Annotated in this window: 24 protein-coding genes; 20 read left to right on the forward strand and 4 right to left on the reverse strand. The window is 39.8% G+C overall.

The window, feature by feature from the left end; all coding sequences use genetic code 11:
- The first annotated feature begins 263 nt into the window (after positions 1-263).
- The 9 genes from spoIIAA to G8761_RS00280 all read left to right on the forward strand — a co-directional run bounded on the left by spoIIAA (position 264) and on the right by G8761_RS00280 (position 6,861).
- A complete protein-coding gene (gene spoIIAA / locus G8761_RS00240) occupies positions 264-614 on the forward strand; it encodes an anti-sigma F factor antagonist (RefSeq protein ID WP_166022498.1) in 351 nt (116 codons plus the stop codon).
- 2 nt (positions 615-616) lie between these two features.
- On the forward strand, positions 617-1,057 hold the full coding sequence (gene spoIIAB, locus G8761_RS00245) for an anti-sigma F factor (protein ID WP_166022500.1): 441 nt from the start codon (positions 617-619) through the stop codon (positions 1,055-1,057).
- 12 nt (positions 1,058-1,069) lie between these two features.
- The gene (gene sigF / locus G8761_RS00250) at positions 1,070-1,828 is read left to right on the forward strand and encodes an RNA polymerase sporulation sigma factor SigF (RefSeq protein WP_166022502.1); all 759 of its coding nucleotides are present in this window, start codon (positions 1,070-1,072) and stop codon (positions 1,826-1,828) included.
- A gap of 108 nt (positions 1,829-1,936) precedes the next feature.
- Positions 1,937-2,560, forward strand: coding sequence for a stage V sporulation protein AA (locus tag G8761_RS00255; protein ID WP_166022504.1), 624 nt, complete (start codon positions 1,937-1,939; stop codon positions 2,558-2,560).
- Positions 2,550-2,972: a stage V sporulation protein AB gene (locus tag G8761_RS00260; RefSeq protein ID WP_166022506.1), complete on the forward strand. Its 423-nt coding sequence runs from the start codon at positions 2,550-2,552 to the stop codon at positions 2,970-2,972. The genes G8761_RS00255 and G8761_RS00260 overlap by 11 nt, the downstream gene beginning before the upstream one ends.
- Positions 2,973-2,997: 25 nt before the next feature.
- The gene (gene spoVAEA, locus G8761_RS00265; protein WP_166022508.1) at positions 2,998-3,567 is read left to right on the forward strand and encodes a stage V sporulation protein SpoVABEA; all 570 of its coding nucleotides are present in this window, start codon (positions 2,998-3,000) and stop codon (positions 3,565-3,567) included.
- Positions 3,561-5,036: a spore germination protein gene (locus tag G8761_RS00270; protein WP_166022510.1), complete on the forward strand. Its 1,476-nt coding sequence runs from the start codon at positions 3,561-3,563 to the stop codon at positions 5,034-5,036. The genes spoVAEA and G8761_RS00270 overlap by 7 nt, the downstream gene beginning before the upstream one ends.
- A 126-nt stretch (positions 5,037-5,162) precedes the next feature.
- Positions 5,163-6,455 (forward strand): diaminopimelate decarboxylase, encoded by a 1,293-nt coding sequence (gene lysA, locus G8761_RS00275; protein WP_166022512.1) that lies wholly within the window; start codon positions 5,163-5,165, stop codon positions 6,453-6,455.
- Between the two features lie 100 nt (positions 6,456-6,555).
- Positions 6,556-6,861 carry a hypothetical protein gene (locus G8761_RS00280; protein WP_166022514.1) on the forward strand — a complete coding sequence of 102 codons (306 nt, stop codon included), beginning with the start codon at positions 6,556-6,558 and terminating at the stop codon, positions 6,859-6,861.
- On the opposite strand, the gene G8761_RS00285 is transcribed toward G8761_RS00280, so the two are convergent.
- On the reverse strand, positions 6,858-7,721 hold the full coding sequence (locus G8761_RS00285; RefSeq protein WP_166022516.1) for a DUF1002 domain-containing protein: 864 nt from the start codon (positions 7,719-7,721) through the stop codon (positions 6,858-6,860). The genes G8761_RS00280 and G8761_RS00285 overlap by 4 nt on opposite strands.
- Positions 7,722-8,208: 487 nt before the next feature.
- Here G8761_RS00285 and G8761_RS00290 point away from each other — a divergent pair, with 487 nt between their 5' ends.
- Positions 8,209-8,586: a GNAT family N-acetyltransferase gene (locus G8761_RS00290; protein ID WP_166022518.1), complete on the forward strand. Its 378-nt coding sequence runs from the start codon at positions 8,209-8,211 to the stop codon at positions 8,584-8,586.
- Between the two features lie 41 nt (positions 8,587-8,627).
- On the opposite strand, the gene G8761_RS00295 is transcribed toward G8761_RS00290, so the two are convergent.
- Together G8761_RS00295 and G8761_RS00300 are read right to left on the reverse strand one after the other, a co-directional pair.
- A complete protein-coding gene (locus G8761_RS00295; protein WP_166022520.1) occupies positions 8,628-9,140 on the reverse strand; it encodes a DUF309 domain-containing protein in 513 nt (170 codons plus the stop codon).
- 275 nt (positions 9,141-9,415) lie between these two features.
- On the reverse strand, positions 9,416-9,511 hold the full coding sequence (locus G8761_RS00300; protein WP_081680198.1) for a YjcZ family sporulation protein: 96 nt from the start codon (positions 9,509-9,511) through the stop codon (positions 9,416-9,418).
- A 191-nt stretch (positions 9,512-9,702) separates the two neighbouring features.
- On the opposite strand from G8761_RS00300, the gene G8761_RS00305 reads away from it, so the two are divergent.
- The 8 genes from G8761_RS00305 to G8761_RS00340 all read left to right on the forward strand — a co-directional run bounded on the left by G8761_RS00305 (position 9,703) and on the right by G8761_RS00340 (position 15,962).
- Positions 9,703-10,482 (forward strand): segregation/condensation protein A, encoded by a 780-nt coding sequence (locus G8761_RS00305; RefSeq protein WP_166023279.1) that lies wholly within the window; start codon positions 9,703-9,705, stop codon positions 10,480-10,482.
- Entirely contained in the window at positions 10,469-11,053 is a 585-nt protein-coding gene (gene scpB, locus G8761_RS00310; protein WP_166022522.1) for an SMC-Scp complex subunit ScpB, read from the forward strand. The genes G8761_RS00305 and scpB overlap by 14 nt, the downstream gene beginning before the upstream one ends.
- Before the next feature lie 98 nt (positions 11,054-11,151).
- Positions 11,152-11,577: a hypothetical protein gene (locus tag G8761_RS00315; protein WP_166022524.1), complete on the forward strand. Its 426-nt coding sequence runs from the start codon at positions 11,152-11,154 to the stop codon at positions 11,575-11,577.
- Between the two features lie 18 nt (positions 11,578-11,595).
- Positions 11,596-12,084: a DUF3907 family protein gene (locus tag G8761_RS00320; protein ID WP_166022526.1), complete on the forward strand. Its 489-nt coding sequence runs from the start codon at positions 11,596-11,598 to the stop codon at positions 12,082-12,084.
- Positions 12,085-12,670: 586 nt separating this feature from the next.
- On the forward strand, positions 12,671-13,561 hold the full coding sequence (locus G8761_RS00325) for a superoxide dismutase (protein WP_166022528.1): 891 nt from the start codon (positions 12,671-12,673) through the stop codon (positions 13,559-13,561).
- A gap of 145 nt (positions 13,562-13,706) precedes the next feature.
- The gene (locus G8761_RS00330; protein WP_166022530.1) at positions 13,707-14,846 is read left to right on the forward strand and encodes a D-alanyl-D-alanine carboxypeptidase family protein; all 1,140 of its coding nucleotides are present in this window, start codon (positions 13,707-13,709) and stop codon (positions 14,844-14,846) included.
- The gene (locus G8761_RS00335; RefSeq protein WP_166022532.1) at positions 14,839-15,426 is read left to right on the forward strand and encodes a nucleoside recognition domain-containing protein; all 588 of its coding nucleotides are present in this window, start codon (positions 14,839-14,841) and stop codon (positions 15,424-15,426) included. Before G8761_RS00330 ends, G8761_RS00335 begins: the two co-directional genes overlap by 8 nt.
- A gap of 5 nt (positions 15,427-15,431) precedes the next feature.
- Positions 15,432-15,962: a spore maturation protein gene (locus G8761_RS00340; RefSeq protein ID WP_166022534.1), complete on the forward strand. Its 531-nt coding sequence runs from the start codon at positions 15,432-15,434 to the stop codon at positions 15,960-15,962.
- Between the two features lie 600 nt (positions 15,963-16,562).
- On the opposite strand, the gene G8761_RS00345 is transcribed toward G8761_RS00340, so the two are convergent.
- Positions 16,563-16,775, reverse strand: coding sequence for a hypothetical protein (locus G8761_RS00345; RefSeq protein ID WP_166022536.1), 213 nt, complete (start codon positions 16,773-16,775; stop codon positions 16,563-16,565).
- Between the two features lie 224 nt (positions 16,776-16,999).
- On the opposite strand from G8761_RS00345, the gene rluB reads away from it, so the two are divergent.
- Positions 17,000-17,737 carry a 23S rRNA pseudouridine(2605) synthase RluB gene (gene rluB, locus G8761_RS00350; RefSeq protein ID WP_166022538.1) on the forward strand — a complete coding sequence of 246 codons (738 nt, stop codon included), beginning with the start codon at positions 17,000-17,002 and terminating at the stop codon, positions 17,735-17,737.
- Between the two features lie 83 nt (positions 17,738-17,820).
- Positions 17,821-18,345, forward strand: a complete 525-nt coding sequence (resA, locus tag G8761_RS00355) for a thiol-disulfide oxidoreductase ResA (RefSeq protein WP_166022540.1) — start codon at positions 17,821-17,823, stop codon at positions 18,343-18,345.
- The last annotated feature ends 5 nt before the right edge of the window (positions 18,346-18,350 follow it).

Genomic DNA, 18,350 nt, shown 5'->3' on the forward strand with positions numbered 1-18,350 from the left:
CAAAGAGAGGCCTTTAGTCATCAAACCTTCAACCGGAAGGAAAAACGGTAACAAAGAGAGGGCATTTAGTAAGCCAAATCTTTCTTTGGAGTTAAAAGCGGGCGATAAAAGCAGGCCATTATCAATCCAACACCACCTTCTGTCGAAACGATAAGGAAGGGCACTTCTTTTAGCGAAAGCCGACTAGTTTTGTCTTAGGGGAAGGATATTGCCAAATTAAAAGCGAATTGACTCACTATACCAGATTAAGGAGGCCAGGGATAGTGAGTCTTAACATTGATATGGAAATAAAAAATGATGTTTTGTGCCTGCGTTTGAGCGGTGAATTAGATCATCATACCGCAGAAGAACTTCGCATGAAAGCAGCTGAGACAATTGAAAGGCATCAAATTCGCCATATTGTCTTGAATCTGGAACAACTTTCGTTTATGGATAGCTCCGGTTTGGGCGTTATTTTGGGAAGATATAAGCAAATCAAGCAAGTACACGGTGAAATGGTTGTATGCGCTATTTCTCCTGCTATTCAAAGATTATTCGATATGTCGGGCATGTTTAAAATTATTGGCATGGAACCGTCAGAAGAATTTGCTTTGCAAAGATTGGGGGTAGCGTAACCGTGAAGAATGAAATGAAACTACAGTTTAGTGCTCTTAGCCAAAATGAATCTTTTGCCCGTGTTACTGTTGCTTCCTTTATTGCCCAGCTTGATCCAACAATGGATGAGCTGACCGAAATTAAAACAGTTGTCTCAGAAGCTGTTACCAATTCAATTATCCACGGCTACGATAATGACCCGGAAGGGATTGTTTTTATTAATGTAACCATTGAAAATGGATTGATTGAGATGTCCATTAAAGATATCGGACATGGAATTGCAGATGTGGAAGAAGCTCGTCAGCCATTGTTTACAACAAAGCCGGATCTGGAACGTTCCGGCATGGGATTTACTATCATGGAGAATTTTATGGATGAGGTAGAGATTCATTCACAGCCTGGCAAAGGAACCGAAGTCAGATTACGTAAGCATTTGTCATCGAGCAAAATGCTTTGCAATTAAGGAGACTTGCCAATGGATGTGGAGGTCAAGAACGATCAGAACAAAACGTATTTAAAGGATCATGAGGTTAAGGAGCTTATTAAAAAAAGCCAGGATGGCTGCCAGGAATCAAGAGACCTCATTGTTGAGAAGAATATGCGCCTTGTTTGGTCTGTTGTTCAGCGCTTTTTAAACAGAGGTTATGACCCGGATGATCTATTCCAGATTGGCTGCATTGGGCTGTTGAAGTCAGTAGATAAGTTTGACCTATCCTATGATGTCAAATTTTCTACCTACGCTGTTCCCATGATTATCGGTGAAATACAGCGATTTATTCGGGATGATGGGACAGTAAAAGTCAGCCGTTCCCTCAAAGAGATGGGCAATCGGATTCGGAAGGCAAAGGATGAATTATCCAAGGTTCTCGGCAGGATTCCAACTGTCAGTGAGCTTTCCGAACATCTGGAAATGCCGCCCGAGGATATCATCATGGCCCAAGAGGCAAGCAGGACTCCAACGTCTATTCATGAAACTGTTTATGAGAACGATGGCGATCCTATTACTCTGCTGGACCAGATAGATGATGGAAACAATGGCAAATGGTTTGATAAAATCGCTTTAAAAGAAGCCATTAGGGAACTCGATGAACGTGAAAGACTGATTGTGTATTTGCGTTATTACAAGGATCAAACTCAATCAGAGGTAGCTGCAAGGCTGGGAATTTCGCAGGTTCAGGTTTCAAGGCTGGAAAAAAAGATATTACAGGAAATGAAGAGCCGCATGGATATATAAATCCTTGCGGTTCTTTTTTTTGTTTTGTAAATTTTTGGATATCATGAAAATATTGATTTAATCCATACTAATCTATACGAGGAAATCATTGTGTGGGAAGTGAGAGTTTTGGAAAAAACGATCTACCTTCGCCTGCGGCAGCGTGTTCAGGTTCGGCCTGATGATAAAGTGATCTTAGAAGATATGGCACAAATTATTGCGCCCGAATACATGCTTGCCGCCTTGCAAAAAATGGTGATATACAAGGTTTCACCGCGGGATCTCAATATTATCGTTATCGATGTAATGAAGGTATTAGAAAAAATTACAGACCAATTTAAAGAAGCAGATATACAAACTATTGGACCCGTACAAACAATTATAGAAGTGGTTTATAAGAAAAAAAGAGTGTCTGCTCCCATTTTTCTTTTAATATGGTTTTTGCTTTTCTTTGGTTCTGCTCTCGCCATAATGAACTTCCATGATGATGTCAGCATGAGGTCTGTACAGGCAAAGCTGACAACAATAATCACCGGCAAACAGGATCCGAAGCCTTTTCTTTTTCAAATCCCATACTCTATTGGGCTTGGACTGGGAATGATCCTGTTCTTTAATCATATATTCCGAAAGCGAATTAACGAAGAACCCAGCCCTTTAGAAGTAGAGATGTTTAATTATCAGATGGACCTCGATAATTATGTCATTATCAGTCAAAACAAGGAAAGTATTAAAAGAATTAATGATGACGATTAAAATTTTATTTGTTATCTTTATCGGCCTTGCCGGAGGGCTGGCAGTCGGAGCAGGATTTGTCGCTTTTTTAACAGTACTTGGTATTATTCCAAGGTTAACTCAGCTTAGTAAAACCATGAAGATGATTCAATGGTATGAAATGGCAGTTATTTTAGGAACGGTGGTTGGCATTGTGGCAAGTCTTAGGGACCCGGTGCTGGGAATCCATCCATGGTTTTTAATACCCTTAGGCTTAGCCGGAGGGGTTTATGTGGGTATGCTTGCTGCAGCATTAACAGAAGTCCTAAATGTAATCCCTATTCTAGCCAAGAGAATTGGAATGGACGGAGAGATAGTCACATTATTAATGGCTCTTGTGCTTGGAAAAATCTTCGGATCTATTTTTCAATGGGTTTATTTTATTCATCATTAAACTTTCGGGCGAAAGGAAAAATAGGATGAGCGAGAAGAGAAAAGTTATTCTCATAACAGATGGAGATGATTACGCCAGACGGGCAGTAGAGCATGTGGCTTATGAAATAGGCGGCCGCTGTATATCCATGTCGCATGGGAACCCTTCTGTCCATAATGGTCCGGAACTGGTAGAGATGATTAAAAAAGCCCATCACGATCCTGTCCTGGTGATGTTTGATGATGGAGGTCTGCTGGGAGAAGGTTTGGGGGAAATGGCCTTAAAGTATGTAGCACTCCATGAAGATATTGAGGTGCTTGGAATCATAGCTGTTGCTTCTAAGACAAGGAAGGAAGAATGGACAAAGGTCGATGTCTGTATCGACAGAGACGGGGAATTAACACCATATGGGGTCGATAAATATGGATTTCCGGAAATGGAGATGGGCCGCATTAATGGAGATACTGTCTATTGTCTCGACCAATTGAATGTACCCATTATTGTAGGTATAGGTGATATTGGGAAAATGTCTCGACGCGATCACTACGAGCGCGGTGCACCTATTACAAAAAAAGCGGTCGAACTTATTTTGGAAAGGAGCGGTTATGAATGGTAGATATAGGTAAAGTGGAGTGGCCAGTCCCTAATACTGTCGATGAAATCGAGCAGTACATGAAAGAAAGAGTCGGGTTGGGAAAAAGTTTTGACCTGGGAGTCAGGAAACTTAAAATCCTTCGCAAGGATGTACATATCTACTTTGTAAACGGTCTGTGTGATACTGCGTATATTACACAGATAATTAAAGTTTTAGTTAGTATCAATGACCATGAAAAATTATCTACCGATTTGTTCAAAATAGTGGAAAACAGGCTGGTAAACCAGTCTGTTGAGCAATTTAAAACTCTTGATGACTGTATTACAAAGATTCTTTCCGGTCTTATTGTTGTTTTTGTCGATGGAGTAGGGATCGGGCTTGTTGTTGATGTAAGAAGCTATCCCGGGAGGTCGCCACAGGAACCTGATACAGAAAAGGTTGTAAGGGGATCACGGGATGGATTTGTAGAGAATATTATCCTTAACACAGCCATGACACGAAGAAGAATACGCGATGAACGGCTCCGCTTTGAAATGCTTAGAGTAGGAGTAAGAGGAAAAACAGACGTAGCATTAGGCTATCTTCAGGATGTCGCGGACCAGGATTTAATTGAAATTGTACGCAAAGAGATTAAAAATATTGTTATAGATGGAATACCAATGGCAGATAAAACGATTGAGGAATTTTTACTCAAGCAGGGATATAATCCCTATCCGCTGGTCCGATATACGGAGCGGGCAGATGTCGCGGCGGCCCATCTATTAGAAGGCCATGTTATTATATATGTCGATACTTCCCCAAGCGTAATTATTACGCCGACTACCTATTTCCATCACGTACAGCATGCTGAAGAATATAGGCAATCGCCAGCGGTTGGCACTTTTGTCCGCTGGACCAGGTTCCTTGGTGTCTTATCATCACTTTTTCTGCTGCCGCTTTGGCTGCTCTTTGTATTAGAGCCTTCAATGCTCCCAGATAAATTAGCGTTTATCGGCCCGAATGAACAGACCAATATACCTATCATTATTCAGCTATTCCTGGCGGATATGGGGATTGAGTTTTTACGGATGGCCGCCATCCATACTCCTACACCACTGTCAACCGCCATGGGCTTGATTGCAGCCGTGCTGATTGGTCAAATAGCGATTGATGTAGGATTATTTGTACCGGAGGTTATTCTTTACGTCGCTGTGTCGGGCATAGGAACGTTTACAACTCCAAGCTATGAATTAAGTGTAGCCAATAAAATAGCAAGGATTATTTTAATGTTATTAGTTGCTCTGTTCCATGCACCTGGTTTTATTATTGGCTGTACATTGTTTTTCCTTTTTATCATCAATATCAGGGTTCTCAATACTCCTTATTTCTGGCCGTTTCTGCCTTTTGAACCAAAAGCCTTTTTGCAGATAGTTATTCGCCGGGCTGTTCCCGGTTCAAAAATCAGGCCGAGCATTGTACATCCAAGAAACAAGTATCGGCAGCCACATTAAAAGCGATTGCGTAAAAGGCCTAAATTATGATAAAGTAATTTTAATTAAATAAAGGACTAAAGTAGACAGTATCTTTCGTGGATTCTGTCTATTTTTTAAAAGGGTCGGGAGAAGGGGTTGCAAAAAATGACAGTAAAGGTCAATGAAATTGGACATCTTGAAATTGGCGGGGTGGATGCTGTAAAGCTTGCCGAACAATACGGAACCCCATTGTATGTTTATGACGTAGCACTGATCCGTGATCGGGCCAGAGGTTTTAAAGATACCTTTAAAAAACAAAATGTAAATGCACAGGTCGCTTATGCTAGTAAGGCCTTTTCAACAGTTGCCATGGTACAGCTTGCGGATGAAGAGGGGCTGTCCCTTGATGTTGTTTCAGGAGGAGAACTTTATACTGCTCTCGCAGGAAATTTCCCCCCTGAACGCATTCATTTTCATGGGAATAACAAAAGCCGTGATGAGCTTGAAATGGCCATTGATAAAGGTATTGGCTGCATTGTCGTTGATAATTTTTATGAGATGGATTTATTGGATAGCATCTGCTCGGAAAAAAACACTTCAGTTCCTATCTTGCTGCGGGTAACTCCTGGAATTGAAGCGCATACCCATGATTATATTTTGACCGGTCAGGAAGATTCCAAGTTTGGCTTCGATCTTCAAAATGGCCAAGCGCAAAAAGCTTTAGAGAAAGCTATTCATTCATGCCGGTTTCAGGTATTGGGAATTCATTGCCATATTGGTTCTCAAATATTTGAAACGGTGGGCTTTCTTTTGGCTGCCCAAAAAATTTATGAAAAGCTTGATTTATGGAAAAGAGAACTTGGTTTTGAGGCTTCAGTTTTAAACCTTGGCGGTGGATTTGGAATTCGCTATACAAAGGAAGATGAGCCTCTTGCCCCATCACAATATGTGGAGGAAATTATTGGAGAAGTGAAAAAGCTTTCTTCTTCATATTCTCTAAAAATGCCAGAAATTTGGATTGAACCGGGGCGTTCTCTAGTTGGTGACGCGGGAGTAACACTTTATACGATCGGTTCATCAAAAGACGTTCCCGGAATCAGAAAGTTTCTTGCTGTTGACGGAGGAATGAGCGATAATATCAGACCTGCGCTTTACCAGGCAAAGTACGAGGCTGTACTTGCAAACAAACCGTTAGCCCCGTCTAAAGAGATTGTTTCGATCGCTGGGAAAGCATGTGAATCAGGGGATATGCTTATTTGGGATCTCCCTATTCCGGAAACAGGAGAAAGAGATATTCTGGCAGTGTTTTCTACAGGTGCTTACGGCTATTCAATGTCGAATAATTATAACCGCCTGCCGCGCCCTGCTGTAGTATTTACTGAAAATGGAGAATCAGTTCTTGTAGTCAGAAGAGAAACATATGAGGACTTGCTGCGCTGTGACTTACCATTAAAATAAAAGGCTATTATCTAAAAGATTGTTGCAAATTGAAGAAACAGTAAGCAAAAATAGGCGAGATCCTCGAAAATGCATTTGCATTTCCTTCGTGTGGTGACGATTGACCGATGCAATCTCAACGTCCTGCGGGAAAAGCAAGCCAGGCGAGACCCCGCAGATCGTTCACGACCGAGGAGGCGTGCTCCTGCGCCACAGCATACTCGAAGAAGCCAATCTTCAGCTCGTCGCAGAGCTGCAAGTAGCTGAACACAGATGCTTAATCACGAAGTTATTACAGGCAGTAGCTTGGTTGCCCGCGGAAAGCGAGTCTATTTTTGTTTTAATAAACAATAAAGTTTACGAAAAGAGCCAAATAAAATACACCAGCCCCGCTTTCATGAAAGCGGGGCTGATTTTATTCATTTAGCTAAATAAAGCTTTAATAGCGTCTATTAGACTGATAAAAAATTCTTTGAGTTTATCGAGAAAGCTTTGGCCCTCTTCAGAATGAAGGAATTTTGAAATTCTGTCTTTTGCTTTGTTTAGCTGATCGCCAACCTGGTTCCAGTCAATATTTAAGTCTTTCAGTTTGTTAAACAGGTCCATGAGCGACTGAATTTGCTGTTCAGTAAGTTTGACGTTAAGTTCCTTTGCGGCCTGTTCGATAATCTGCCGCAGTTCAGCATCATTCTTTGGCTTATCTTTGGCGATTTCTTCTTTTATTTTAGCAATCAAGGCTGCTGCGTTTTCTTTTCCTATGGAATCACCAAGCTTTGCTGTTTTTACCATTTCTTCATTGGCTGCTTGTTTTACATCTTCAGGAATGGTTTTATCAGCAGATATTTCATAGGCTTTTATAATTCCGGTCAGAGCTGCTGTTCCGGAAACCGGACTTGGGGCAGTGATATAAACTTTCGCATCCTTTACGCCTGCCGTAATAAGGGCATTAACATACATTTCGTCTGTTACCCATGTAATGTTTTTGGTTTTAACAGAAACTCCGTCTCCTTTAGCTGCCATTGTAATCGCCGATGAGGATAGAGCTCTTGTCCCAATTAGGGCGCTTGAAATATATTTTCCAAGATATTTATGTTCTTCAGCATTAGAAACGGTGATAACCTGCACACTGCTGGGAGCATTCATTTCTTCCAGAAGATCAGCTTTTTGCTGTTGGGTTAAATTTTCACCAAGAGTAACAATCATATCTCCTTCTGCCATGTCTGCAAAACTGTGTACCGGCAATAAGAAAAGAAACAATAGGATTAAATACAAGGTCATTTTTTTCATGGGATGATCTCCTTTAATTGTGAGTATTTCATTTTATATTCCCCAATATATTAAACGTAAAATCTCGTTTTAAAGTTTCATAGGGGGTAATTAATATTGTACCATTTGGTTTTATCGAGGGTGGGTTTTTAGAACGAAAATGGATTAATTCTTTGGTTTGGTGTAGAATGGACTAAATCAACTTACAGAACTTAATTTTTAAAAGGAAAGTGAATTTAATGAAAAAAAGCAATTGGACCTTATTTGGGATTCTACTGGGGATTGCAATATTATGGGGATTAATTTATTGGATATTCATTGCCCCAAAGTAAGGCCATAATAATTGTTTGCTCAATTGCTCGTTATTTTGTATGATGTTGAGTAATGAAACATAATTCCTTCAGCACATATAATAAATTACACCTGTTAGAGCGTTTAATGCAATCTTCAGGGGAAAGAATAGGATACCACAAGTTTCTGTTTTTATTTGAAATAATGAGGGGTTAATATGTTAATTAGATATAAAAAAACTTTCGAGAAAATTGCGATGGGTTTGTTATCCTTCATGCCAAATGAAAAGGATTTAAAAAAACTTCAGCAAACCATGAAGCAATATGAAAATGAAGAAAATTGGCAGCTGTTTCTCTGGAAAGAGGAAGATGATATAATAGGCCTTCTTGGAGTGCTTTTTCTGGAAAAGGATGTCTGGGAAGTTCAGCATATTTCCGTTAATCCTTCACATCGCTATCAGGGCGTAGGGAAAAAAATGGTGCGTGCCCTTCTGGATATGTTTCCGCAAAAACAGATTAAGGCTACTGAATTTATTACACCTTTTATGGAAAAGTGTATAAAATATGATGATTGTTCAGAAGAAGGCAGCGAATAAAAAATTCGCTGCCTTGGTTTTTGTTTTATACATAATTGTTTTTAAACTTTTCTAATATGGATAGCCTGCTCTCTTTCCCGGATCACTTGACTTCTATCCCTCGTTAAGTGCCTGTGGATAATATCCTCTGGGGATTGTTTATGACTCTTCCATTCAAAACCTTTTACTTTGCACATCTCAGTGCATTCCATTATTAACTTCTGGTCATTTAGGGGTATATCAAGAACTTGAAATGAATCTTTTTTTTCAATTCTGCTTTGACGCTCCTCAAGGATACAAAAGAAACTTGAAGGATCTATTCCAAGACCGCTAATGGTTTCCCTGCAAGCAGAAAATAGATCCAATGCCTTCCTGAGGGTTCTGAAAGCACCCTTGAAATTGTCCCGGCGGTGATGATAACAGGAAACAGCCAGCAGGATAAGCGCTACCCAAATAGAGTTCTTATTGCCTGGGTCTGTTTCTTTCCAATATTCCTCCAGGATTTCATGGCATTCAAAATAATCACGATCGCCATGGAAATGGGCTAAATACTCAATATAAGCTTTTGAATACATTCTTAAAATCCTCCATACGCAAGTATATACATTCTAGCATAACTGAAGAACTTGAATCGAGAAAGAGGATACGTAGCTGCTGGTATATCTTCAAATGTTCAAGTTCAATATGCCCCGCTTAAACATGAAAAAAGCCCGCTATTATCAGCGGGCTTTTGGCAGGATTTGTCTGCTTTCTAGGTATTAAGGGAACTAGGATCTTTACCTTGCCAATAACTCCGACAAGGTTATTATAATCCAGCTTCAGCGCAAGGTCGCTAAAGCCTTTTGTTCAATTAGTAAACCCAGGAAGCACCTACGATAATTAACAAAATGAACAGAACAACAATTAAAGCGAAACCAGAGCCGAAGCCGAATCCACCACCGGACATTTATAAAACCTCCTATAATTTTGATTGTTTTCCCTGACATCATATGTAAGAGGTGACGAATATGTTATAGGCAGATGTCCTGAAAAACGGCGTAAGGGTTAATTTTCTATTGGATAAGCCTAGGGAATCCTCTATACTATTAATAGTCATAAAACAAAGGACAAATATGTGAAGAAATATTGGTGAGAGACATGCAAGACGAGCATTATAATGTAAAGATTGATGCCTTTGAAGGACCGCTTGATTTGCTTCTTCATTTGATCAATCGCCTTGAAATTGATATTTACGATATTCCGGTGGCTGAAATAACCGGACAATACTTAATGTATATACATACGATGAAGGATTTAAAGCTGGATGTTGCCAGTGAATATCTTGTTATGGCAGCTACACTGCTTGCGATCAAAAGCAAAATGCTGCTCCCAAAGCATGAGGAAACTCTGGAAGATGAGGAAAACGAAATTCAGTATGAGGAAGATCCGCGTGATGAGCTTGTCGAAAGGCTAATTGAATACCGGAAATATAAAGAAGCAGCAAATGACCTTAAATCGCTTGAAGAGGAACGAAGCCTAATGTATACCAAGCCGCCAAGTGATTTGTCCGATTTTGCGAAAGACATCAAGCCGGAAAAAATAGATATGAATGTGTCACTCTATGATATGCTGAGTGCCTTTCAAAAGCTGATGCGCCGAAAAAAATTGCAAAGGCCAATGGCTACCAAAATAGCAAGGCAGGAAATATCGATTGAAAAGAGAATGGATGAAATTTTGTCTGATCTTAAGTCCTTTAATGGGAGAAAAAGCTTTAATGATCTTTTCCCCTATCCCGACAAAGAGCATATAGTGATAACTTTTCTGGCAATCCTCGAATTGATTAAGAGAAAAGAAATAGATGTGGAACAGCAAGGGAACTTTGAGGAGATTTTTGTTGAAGCAATTGGGGAAGGAGTAAGGGAGATTGGAAATTATTAATTGGAAAAGCATACTCGAAAGCCTATTATTTGCTGCAGGTGATGAAGGTCTTTCCCTCAAGCAGATTGCGGAGGTCTTAGAGATAGAGTCTGAAACCGCAAGGGATATCATCGAAGATGTTAAAACAGAACTGGAACAAAACAAAGATCGGGGCATCATCATTGTCCAGTTGGCAGGTGTGTTTCAGCTTGCAACGAAAAAAGAAAATGCACCATATTTGAAAAAGCTGGTTGATTCCCCAGGAAACCATACCTTATCACAAGCAGCCCTTGAAACTTTGGCCATTATAGCCTACAGGCAGCCGATAACAAGAGTGGAAATAGAAGAAATACGAGGCGTAAAAACAGAAAGGCCTATTCAGACTCTTATGGCTAAGGCTTTAATAAAGGAAGTAGGCAGGAATGAAGGTACTGGCCGTGCTTATCTATATGGAACCACTAAAGAATTCCTCGATTATTTTGGGTTAAAAAATATTGATGAGCTTCCACCTCTACCGGACAGAGTGGAGGAAGAATTTGAACAGGAAGAGGCAGATTTATTCTTCGAAAAGTTCCAGGAAACAATGAAGTAATTGATGGTGCGGAAACGCTCTTAATTTTCAAACATTTTGATGATATTTGTGTTAAAATAAGGTGGACTCTTATAGGATAGTACAAGGGGGAGAAATCTTTGTTAATCAAAGAATGCAAGGGATACGAGCTCGTAAAGGAAAAATCAAATACCTCGGAAGATTTCTTTAACAGAAGTGAAATAACCTTTATTGAAGAAGGGACAGAAAAAACTCTGCATGTTCTGTACGTCCGTTATTTTGATCAATTATTCCCTGAATTTACTCCATTCACTCAGGAGCCAATTTTTACTGCTGGTTCACAGGAGGTAACATTTAAAGATACAGTAGCCCTCGTGTGCCTGTTGAAAAATCCAGGCCTTCGACATAGAAAGAGGGTTTATATTAGTTCAAAGCAGGAGTTTGTTTCTTATTTCCAAGGTATAAATTTCGAAAAGCTGCCGGAAGTTTTCAACTCTTTGGGAACTCAAAATGGATATGAATTACGGTCTCCGCTCGAGTTTATTGCACAGCTAAAAGCAAATTGATCATCCGGGGGTAAAATAGTGGCTAATACATTAGTAAAAACACAATTGAACGATGTTAAAAATTTTTTAGAAGCAACCCAATTCAAGCTAGAGGACTTTTTGAATGATACGACACTACAACAGCTTTCTTCGGGCAATGAGGACGATAAGGATTACTGCAAATTAATTCTCTCAAGTCTCAGGAAACTGCTTGTTAACTGTGAGGATACCCATGACGCATGTGCAGTAATATTAGGCAGCGAGCCTTTTCAGAAAGCTGCTGCTGAAAAAACCTTATATCGGATTTTCCATCAGTGCATTGAAGAATTTTTCTCTCCGAAAAATGATGCATGGTATGAGGATAGCCGTTCTGCTTATACAGGAAAAAATTCAATTAAGTTTTACAAAGCAGTGCCGGAAGCTGTACAGCAGCTGGTAAAGAGTCTTGAAGCGGAATTCCAGCGTATGCGCGAAGAATTGGAATTCTATGAAACAGATTACCGGACTAAAATGATTCAATCTAAATAAATTTTTTTAATGGACTGTATTGCACTAAAGCAAATACAGTCCATTTTCTTGTGCCTTTCTTTATCCTTTGTTTAAGTACTGTGTTAACATTTATTGTTGAATTTTTAAAGAGGGGGGAATCTGCTCTCTTTCCGCGGACGAAATGCCAAGTCCCCTCACTCGTTTCTACTGTTGGCTCTTGCCAGCCCATTATTCCTTGAACTAGCATCCTCGATTAAACACTGTACGAAGGAAATGCGAAGGCATTTTCGAAGAGTACCGGAAATTCCCTCAGAAACGACAACATCGTTAACATTAATTTTTTTATAAATAGTATCTGTTAAAGCACTTTTTTGTTTTTATCACTATTTTGATTGGAGAGAAAGGAGCGAGACTCCCGCGGAAAGCGAGCGTCTCGTGACAGGCAAACTGCGGCCTGTCCCTGCGATGATTCTTCAAGGGAGCTTTCCTTTGTGAAGCGGAAATCAACAGACATATTTTACAGAGCCTTTCTAATAAGAACCCCTGCGACCATTTTTCATATTATAAAAATATCTCTATAAATGGGCTCAGTCTCTATAACAGTCCTACCTGAAAGGAGATATTTATGGACCGTTTCCGTCAGTATGTTAATGAATTATTCGAATGGAATGAGCAGATGAAAAATTTTCTGGAATCAGAGAACGATGGTGCAAGTACAGAGCTATGGGAAAGGCTGGAGTGGTTTACAGAGATCATGGAGGGAGTCTCAGATCCTTTAAACAATAAAGATCTTCTGGATTTGCAGGAAAAGGCAGAGATGGTACATGAGGATTTTGAGAATTATTTTAAAAGAAAGCAGGAGATTGGCAATATATATGTCCATGAAACTGTACTGCCTCCTGGCGGCCATCACCTTCCCCCTCTTCCCTATGACTATAGTGCATTGGAGCCGGTAATTTCAGAGGAAATTATGAAACTCCACCATGACAGGCATCATAAAAGCTATGTAGATGGCCTCAACAAAGCAGAAGTGAATTTGAAAAAGGCTAGAGACACAAATGATTTTTCATTAGTTAAGCACTGGTCAAGGGAACTCGCTTTTCACGGTTCAGGCCATAATCTCCACACCATTTTCTGGTCAAATATGAGTCCAACCGGCGGGGGACAGCCAAAAGGGCTGCTGCTTTCAAGCATAGAAAGCTATTTTGGCAGTTTTGAAGCATTTAAAAAACATTTTACAGAGGCAGCTAAGCAGGTCGAGGGGAATGGATGGACTCTGCTGGTATGGTCTCCAAGGTCAAGGCATTTGGAAGTCTTACAAACAGAAAAACATATGGACTTTGCACAATGGGACGCAATTCCCTTGCTTGTCTTGGATGTCTGGGAGCATGCTTATTACCTGCAATATAAAAATAACCGTACAGAATATATTGAAAATTGGTGGAAGATTGTTGATTGGGAAAATGTAAAAAACAGATTTGAAAAAGCAAGAGAACTAAAATGGCCTGTAATTTAAATCAAGTATTGCCTGTTTGTTTATCATTTTACCCATTAAATAAGTATTATTTCTGACCGTTCAGGAAGTCCTGGACGGTTTTTTGTCATATCAGCCTTTGTCCAGCATAAACTTGTACAAACATATAAGGAGACGAGGTTATCAAATGGTTAGGATCAGGAAACCAGGCATACTTGCTCTCATTGTCTCGCTTTTCATTGCTTTCCTTCCCCATTATGCGGATGCATCGGAAACGATGAGCGCAAAAAGTGCCATCTTAATGGAACAAAAAACCGGAAGGGTGTTATATGAAAAAAACGCACATAAAATAAGCAGGATTGCGAGCATTACAAAAATTATGACAGCAATCCTGGCCATTGAATCAGGAAAGATGGATCGTTATGTAAAGGTAAGTGAATCAGCAGCAGGAACGGAGGGTTCATCCATATATTTAAAACCAGGCGAAAAGATAAAGCTGAGGGATCTTGTATATGGCCTTATGCTAAGATCGGGAAATGATGCTGCAGCTGCCATCGCTGAATATGTTGGGGGCAGCCTTGATGGCTTTGCATTTCTAATGAACCAAAAAGCAAGAGAAATAGGCATGGAGAATACTCATTTCTCTAACCCGCATGGTCTCGATGACCATGAGAACCATTACTCAACTGCCTATGATATGGCTCTTTTGACCAGGTATGCTATGCAAAACCCTGAATATCAAAAAATATCCTCAGCCAAGTCACATCGGGCACCAAATCCTGGTGAGCAATGGGATCGTGTCTGGAAAAATAAAAATCGCCTCCTTTCCAAATATGAATACTGTACAGGAGGAAAGACTGGTTATACAAAAAGGGCAAAAAGAACATTAGTAACAACTGCCCAAAAAGGTGATATGCAGCTGATTGCAGTAACACTAAATGCACCAGATGATTGGAACGATCATATATCGATGTTTGAAACAGGGTTCGGAAATTATGATATGGTAGAGGTATTATCCAAAGGAACAATTGAACCTGAGGGGAATCCATATAAGAAGGAACGTTTATTTCTAAAAAAGTCAGTAGTTTATCCTGCAAAAGAAAATGAGATGAATTTATTTGAGGTAAAATACAAAATTGAAAAAATTAAGCTTGGAAAAAGCAAACAGCCTAAAATAGCTGGAAAAGCAATTGTATTTTTTGATGGAAAAGAGGTAAATCAGGTCCCTATTTATCTTGGGAAAAAACCAAAGGCAAAAAAGACTAGTTTTATAAGTTCCTTAAAAGAAATACTTTTTTCCTTTACGGGTGTGAATGCCAATGGTTAACTACATATGGGTTGGCATGACGATTATAGGAATCATATTTGGCATTGCCAATGGAACAATGGATGAAGTAAACAAAGCAATTTTTAAAGGCGCGGCGGATGCCGTAACACTTTGTATCGGGCTGATCAGCATACTGGTTTTTTGGCTGGGGATGATGAAAATAGCCGAGGAGTCAGGATTGCTTGAGAAACTTTCTAGTTTTTTCAGACCTGTTGTTAAATGGCTTTTTCCGGAAGTACCGGTTAGGCACCCGGCAATGGGATATATACTATCCAATATTATTGCTAATATGTTTGGATTGGGAAATGCAGCAACACCTTTAGGTATCAAGGCAATGGAGCAGCTTAAAGAGCTTAATGGAGGAAAGGATTATGCCAGCCGGTCAATGGTTACCTTTCTTGCAATAAACACCTCAAGTATCACCCTTATTCCGACCACGGTCATCGCCATAAGGATGAATTACCATTCGGCTTCTCCTACAGAAATTGTAGTACCAACCCTTATTGCCACCATCATTTCCGCCATATGCGGAATATTAATAGACCGTTATTTTTATTACCGCAGAAGCCGTAAAGGGTGAATAGCATGGGTATACTTTCGCTTATTTCTCTATGGTTTATTCCCATTTTAATTGGGTTTATTCTATTATATGGAACCTTTAAAGGTGTTCCGACCTATGAAAGCTTCGTTGAAGGCGGCAAGGAAGGAATTAAGATTGCCATATCTATTATTCCCTTTCTTGTTGGTATGCTCGTTGCCATTTCTGTATTCCGTGCTTCCGGAGCACTAGATTATTTAATGGAGTTTATACGGCCTGCTTTAAAAAGTATTGGTGTGCCAGCTGAAATTGTACCACTGGCTATTATTCGACCAATTTCTGGTACTGCTGCACTTGGGATGACAGCCGATTTGATAGCAGCTCATGGTCCAGATTCCTTTATTGGCAGATTGGCCTCTGTTTTGCAGGGAAGCACCGATACAACATTTTATGTACTAACTGTTTATTTTGGAGCAGTTGGAATACGGAAAATGGGCGATGCATTAAAAGTTGGACTGTTGGCAGATGTTGCTGGAATTGCTGCAGCAATTTTAGTTGTCGTGTATATTTGGTACTAAGAAAAATTTCAACAATAAAGAAACCGGTTTATGTGGATCCTAAGTACACATAATCCGGTTTTTATATTTTGATAAGAAAGTATATAGTTTTACCTTTTAAATTGTCTAGCTCCAGCGCCCAGCGAGTTTTCATCTCTGTAAAGCTTCCTTGAGTATCTTGCATCAAGTATGACCTTTAGGTGATACTTGGTGCAGCTAGTGTCCATCCCGCTTCTCCCTACGATAAGTCAACATCGAAATGCTTTGCATTTCGTGTATCCTTTATCTCAGTCGAAGTGGAGGCCCGCAGGACGCGGGTCAGAAAGGCGTTGCCAAAGGACGTGGCGACCTTAGCCTTTCTTCAAATGGCCATACGTCGCTGAACGGGCGCTTGCGCTTTTCTTATTTGGCAGTGCGGTGATTCCGGAAAACTCCTATAAGTTCCTGCCTCATAGAATATTCAAAGAAACCTACCTTCAGCTCGTCGAAAATCAGCATGCACCTGGCCACAGATGTATCTCCTGAAGTTACCTTCATGCAGAAGCTTGCCCACCCGCGTAAAGCGAGCGCCGGGAGCGGAAATCAACAGCCAAGCTTAATCAGTAGAGGTACTATAATCAATTAATATAAAAAATTCTTATTCTGTTCAACTACATATTTAATTGCAAGTTCTATTGCTGTCCGCTGCAATTCATGAACAGCAAAACCTTTTGCACTTTGCTTAATATCTGCCTGTACTGCATGAACATAGTACTTTCCTTCTTTTCTCCAAACGTCCAACACAAACGCACCAGATTCATTATGGAAGGCGAATCTTTCAACATTATAAACCACTCTGTTCCCCTCCAATCTTATTCTCAAAAATTCTATTGCGAAAATTTTAAGGAAATTTTAATTTAATTGCAAATGATAGCCTGCACGGCGGTACAAACAGGCAGTTGTATTTTTACTGGATAAAATAACCGTTACTTTGAAATTAGACAAACTTATGTCATAATTCTAGAGGATAGAAATGATGAACATATCTTTTAGCAGTATAATGTTTGGAGTGAAGATAAATGGATAGATTGCAGAAAGTAATCGCAGGGGCTGGAATAGCCTCAAGAAGAAAAGCTGAAGAACTGATTCTGGATGGACGGGTAAAGGTTAATGGCAAAGTAGTAAAAGAACTGGGCACAAAGGTTGGGCCATCAGATAAAGTTGAAGTAAACGAAATTCCAATTGAAAAAGAGGAACCTGTTTATTTCCTCATGTACAAGCCGCGAGGCGTAATTTCCAGTGTTAAGGATGAAAAAGGCCGTAAAGTAGTTACTGACTTTTTTCATGAAATTAAAGAACGAATCTATCCTGTCGGAAGGCTGGATTACGATACTTCTGGATTATTGCTTCTAACAAATGATGGGGAATTTGCTAACCTTCTTATGCACCCTAGGAATCAAATTGATAAGGTATACGTGGCGAAATTAGAAGGTATCCCATCAAAGGAAAATTTGAGAAAGCTTGAAAAAGGTGTTCAGCTTGAGGATGGAAAAACGGCACCGGCTACGGTGAAGCTTTTGTCTATGGATAAAAAGAAGCAAACCTCAATAATTGAAATCACTATACATGAAGGCCGAAACCGGCAGGTAAGAAGGATGTTCGAAAAAATCGGTCATAGAGTTTTGAAACTAAAGAGGGAACGTTATGCTTTTTTAACTCTTGGTGGTCTTAAAACAGGAGAGGCACGTGAATTAACTCACCATGAGGTAAAACAATTACGTGCGGCTGCACAGGAATCAGTTAATAAAAATTCATAAAATATTCACAATTAATATTTACACTATAGGTATAATGAAAAATGGTATAATTCAACTGAATATAGGGAGCTGGGGGTTTTTTTGTGAAAAAACGGCGTTTATATGTCAGAAGCATCATCTTGTTCGTTTTGCTGGCGGCCGTGGCTTATACGCTTTATGCGAACTTTACAAAGGACAATACAATGAAAGTGGCCGTTGGGGAAAAGGCACCTGATTTTGTATTGACGGATATGAATGGTCAAAAACACCGTTTGTCTGATTATAAAGGCCAGGGCGTATTCCTGAACTTTTGGGGAACCTGGTGCAAGCCATGCGAAACTGAAATGCCATATATAAACAACCAATATCATCAATACAAGGAAAAAGGTATCGAAGTTCTCGCTGTTGATATTAAGGAATCGAATGTGGCTGTAACTAAGTTTGCTGAGAGGCATTCTCTTGATTTTCCTATCATGATTGACAGAGATGAACAGGTAATGACTGAATACGGAATCGACCCTTTGCCTGCAACATTTTTAATAGATAAAAATGGGGTTGTAGTGAAATATCATACGGGCCAGCTTACAGAAAAAGAGGCTAAAGATTTTATGGAGCAAATCAAACCGTAATTATG

Origin of the sequence: Neobacillus terrae (assembly GCF_011393025.1) — a bacterium.
Lineage (GTDB): Bacteria > Bacillota > Bacilli > Bacillales > Cytobacillaceae > Neobacillus_A > Neobacillus_A terrae.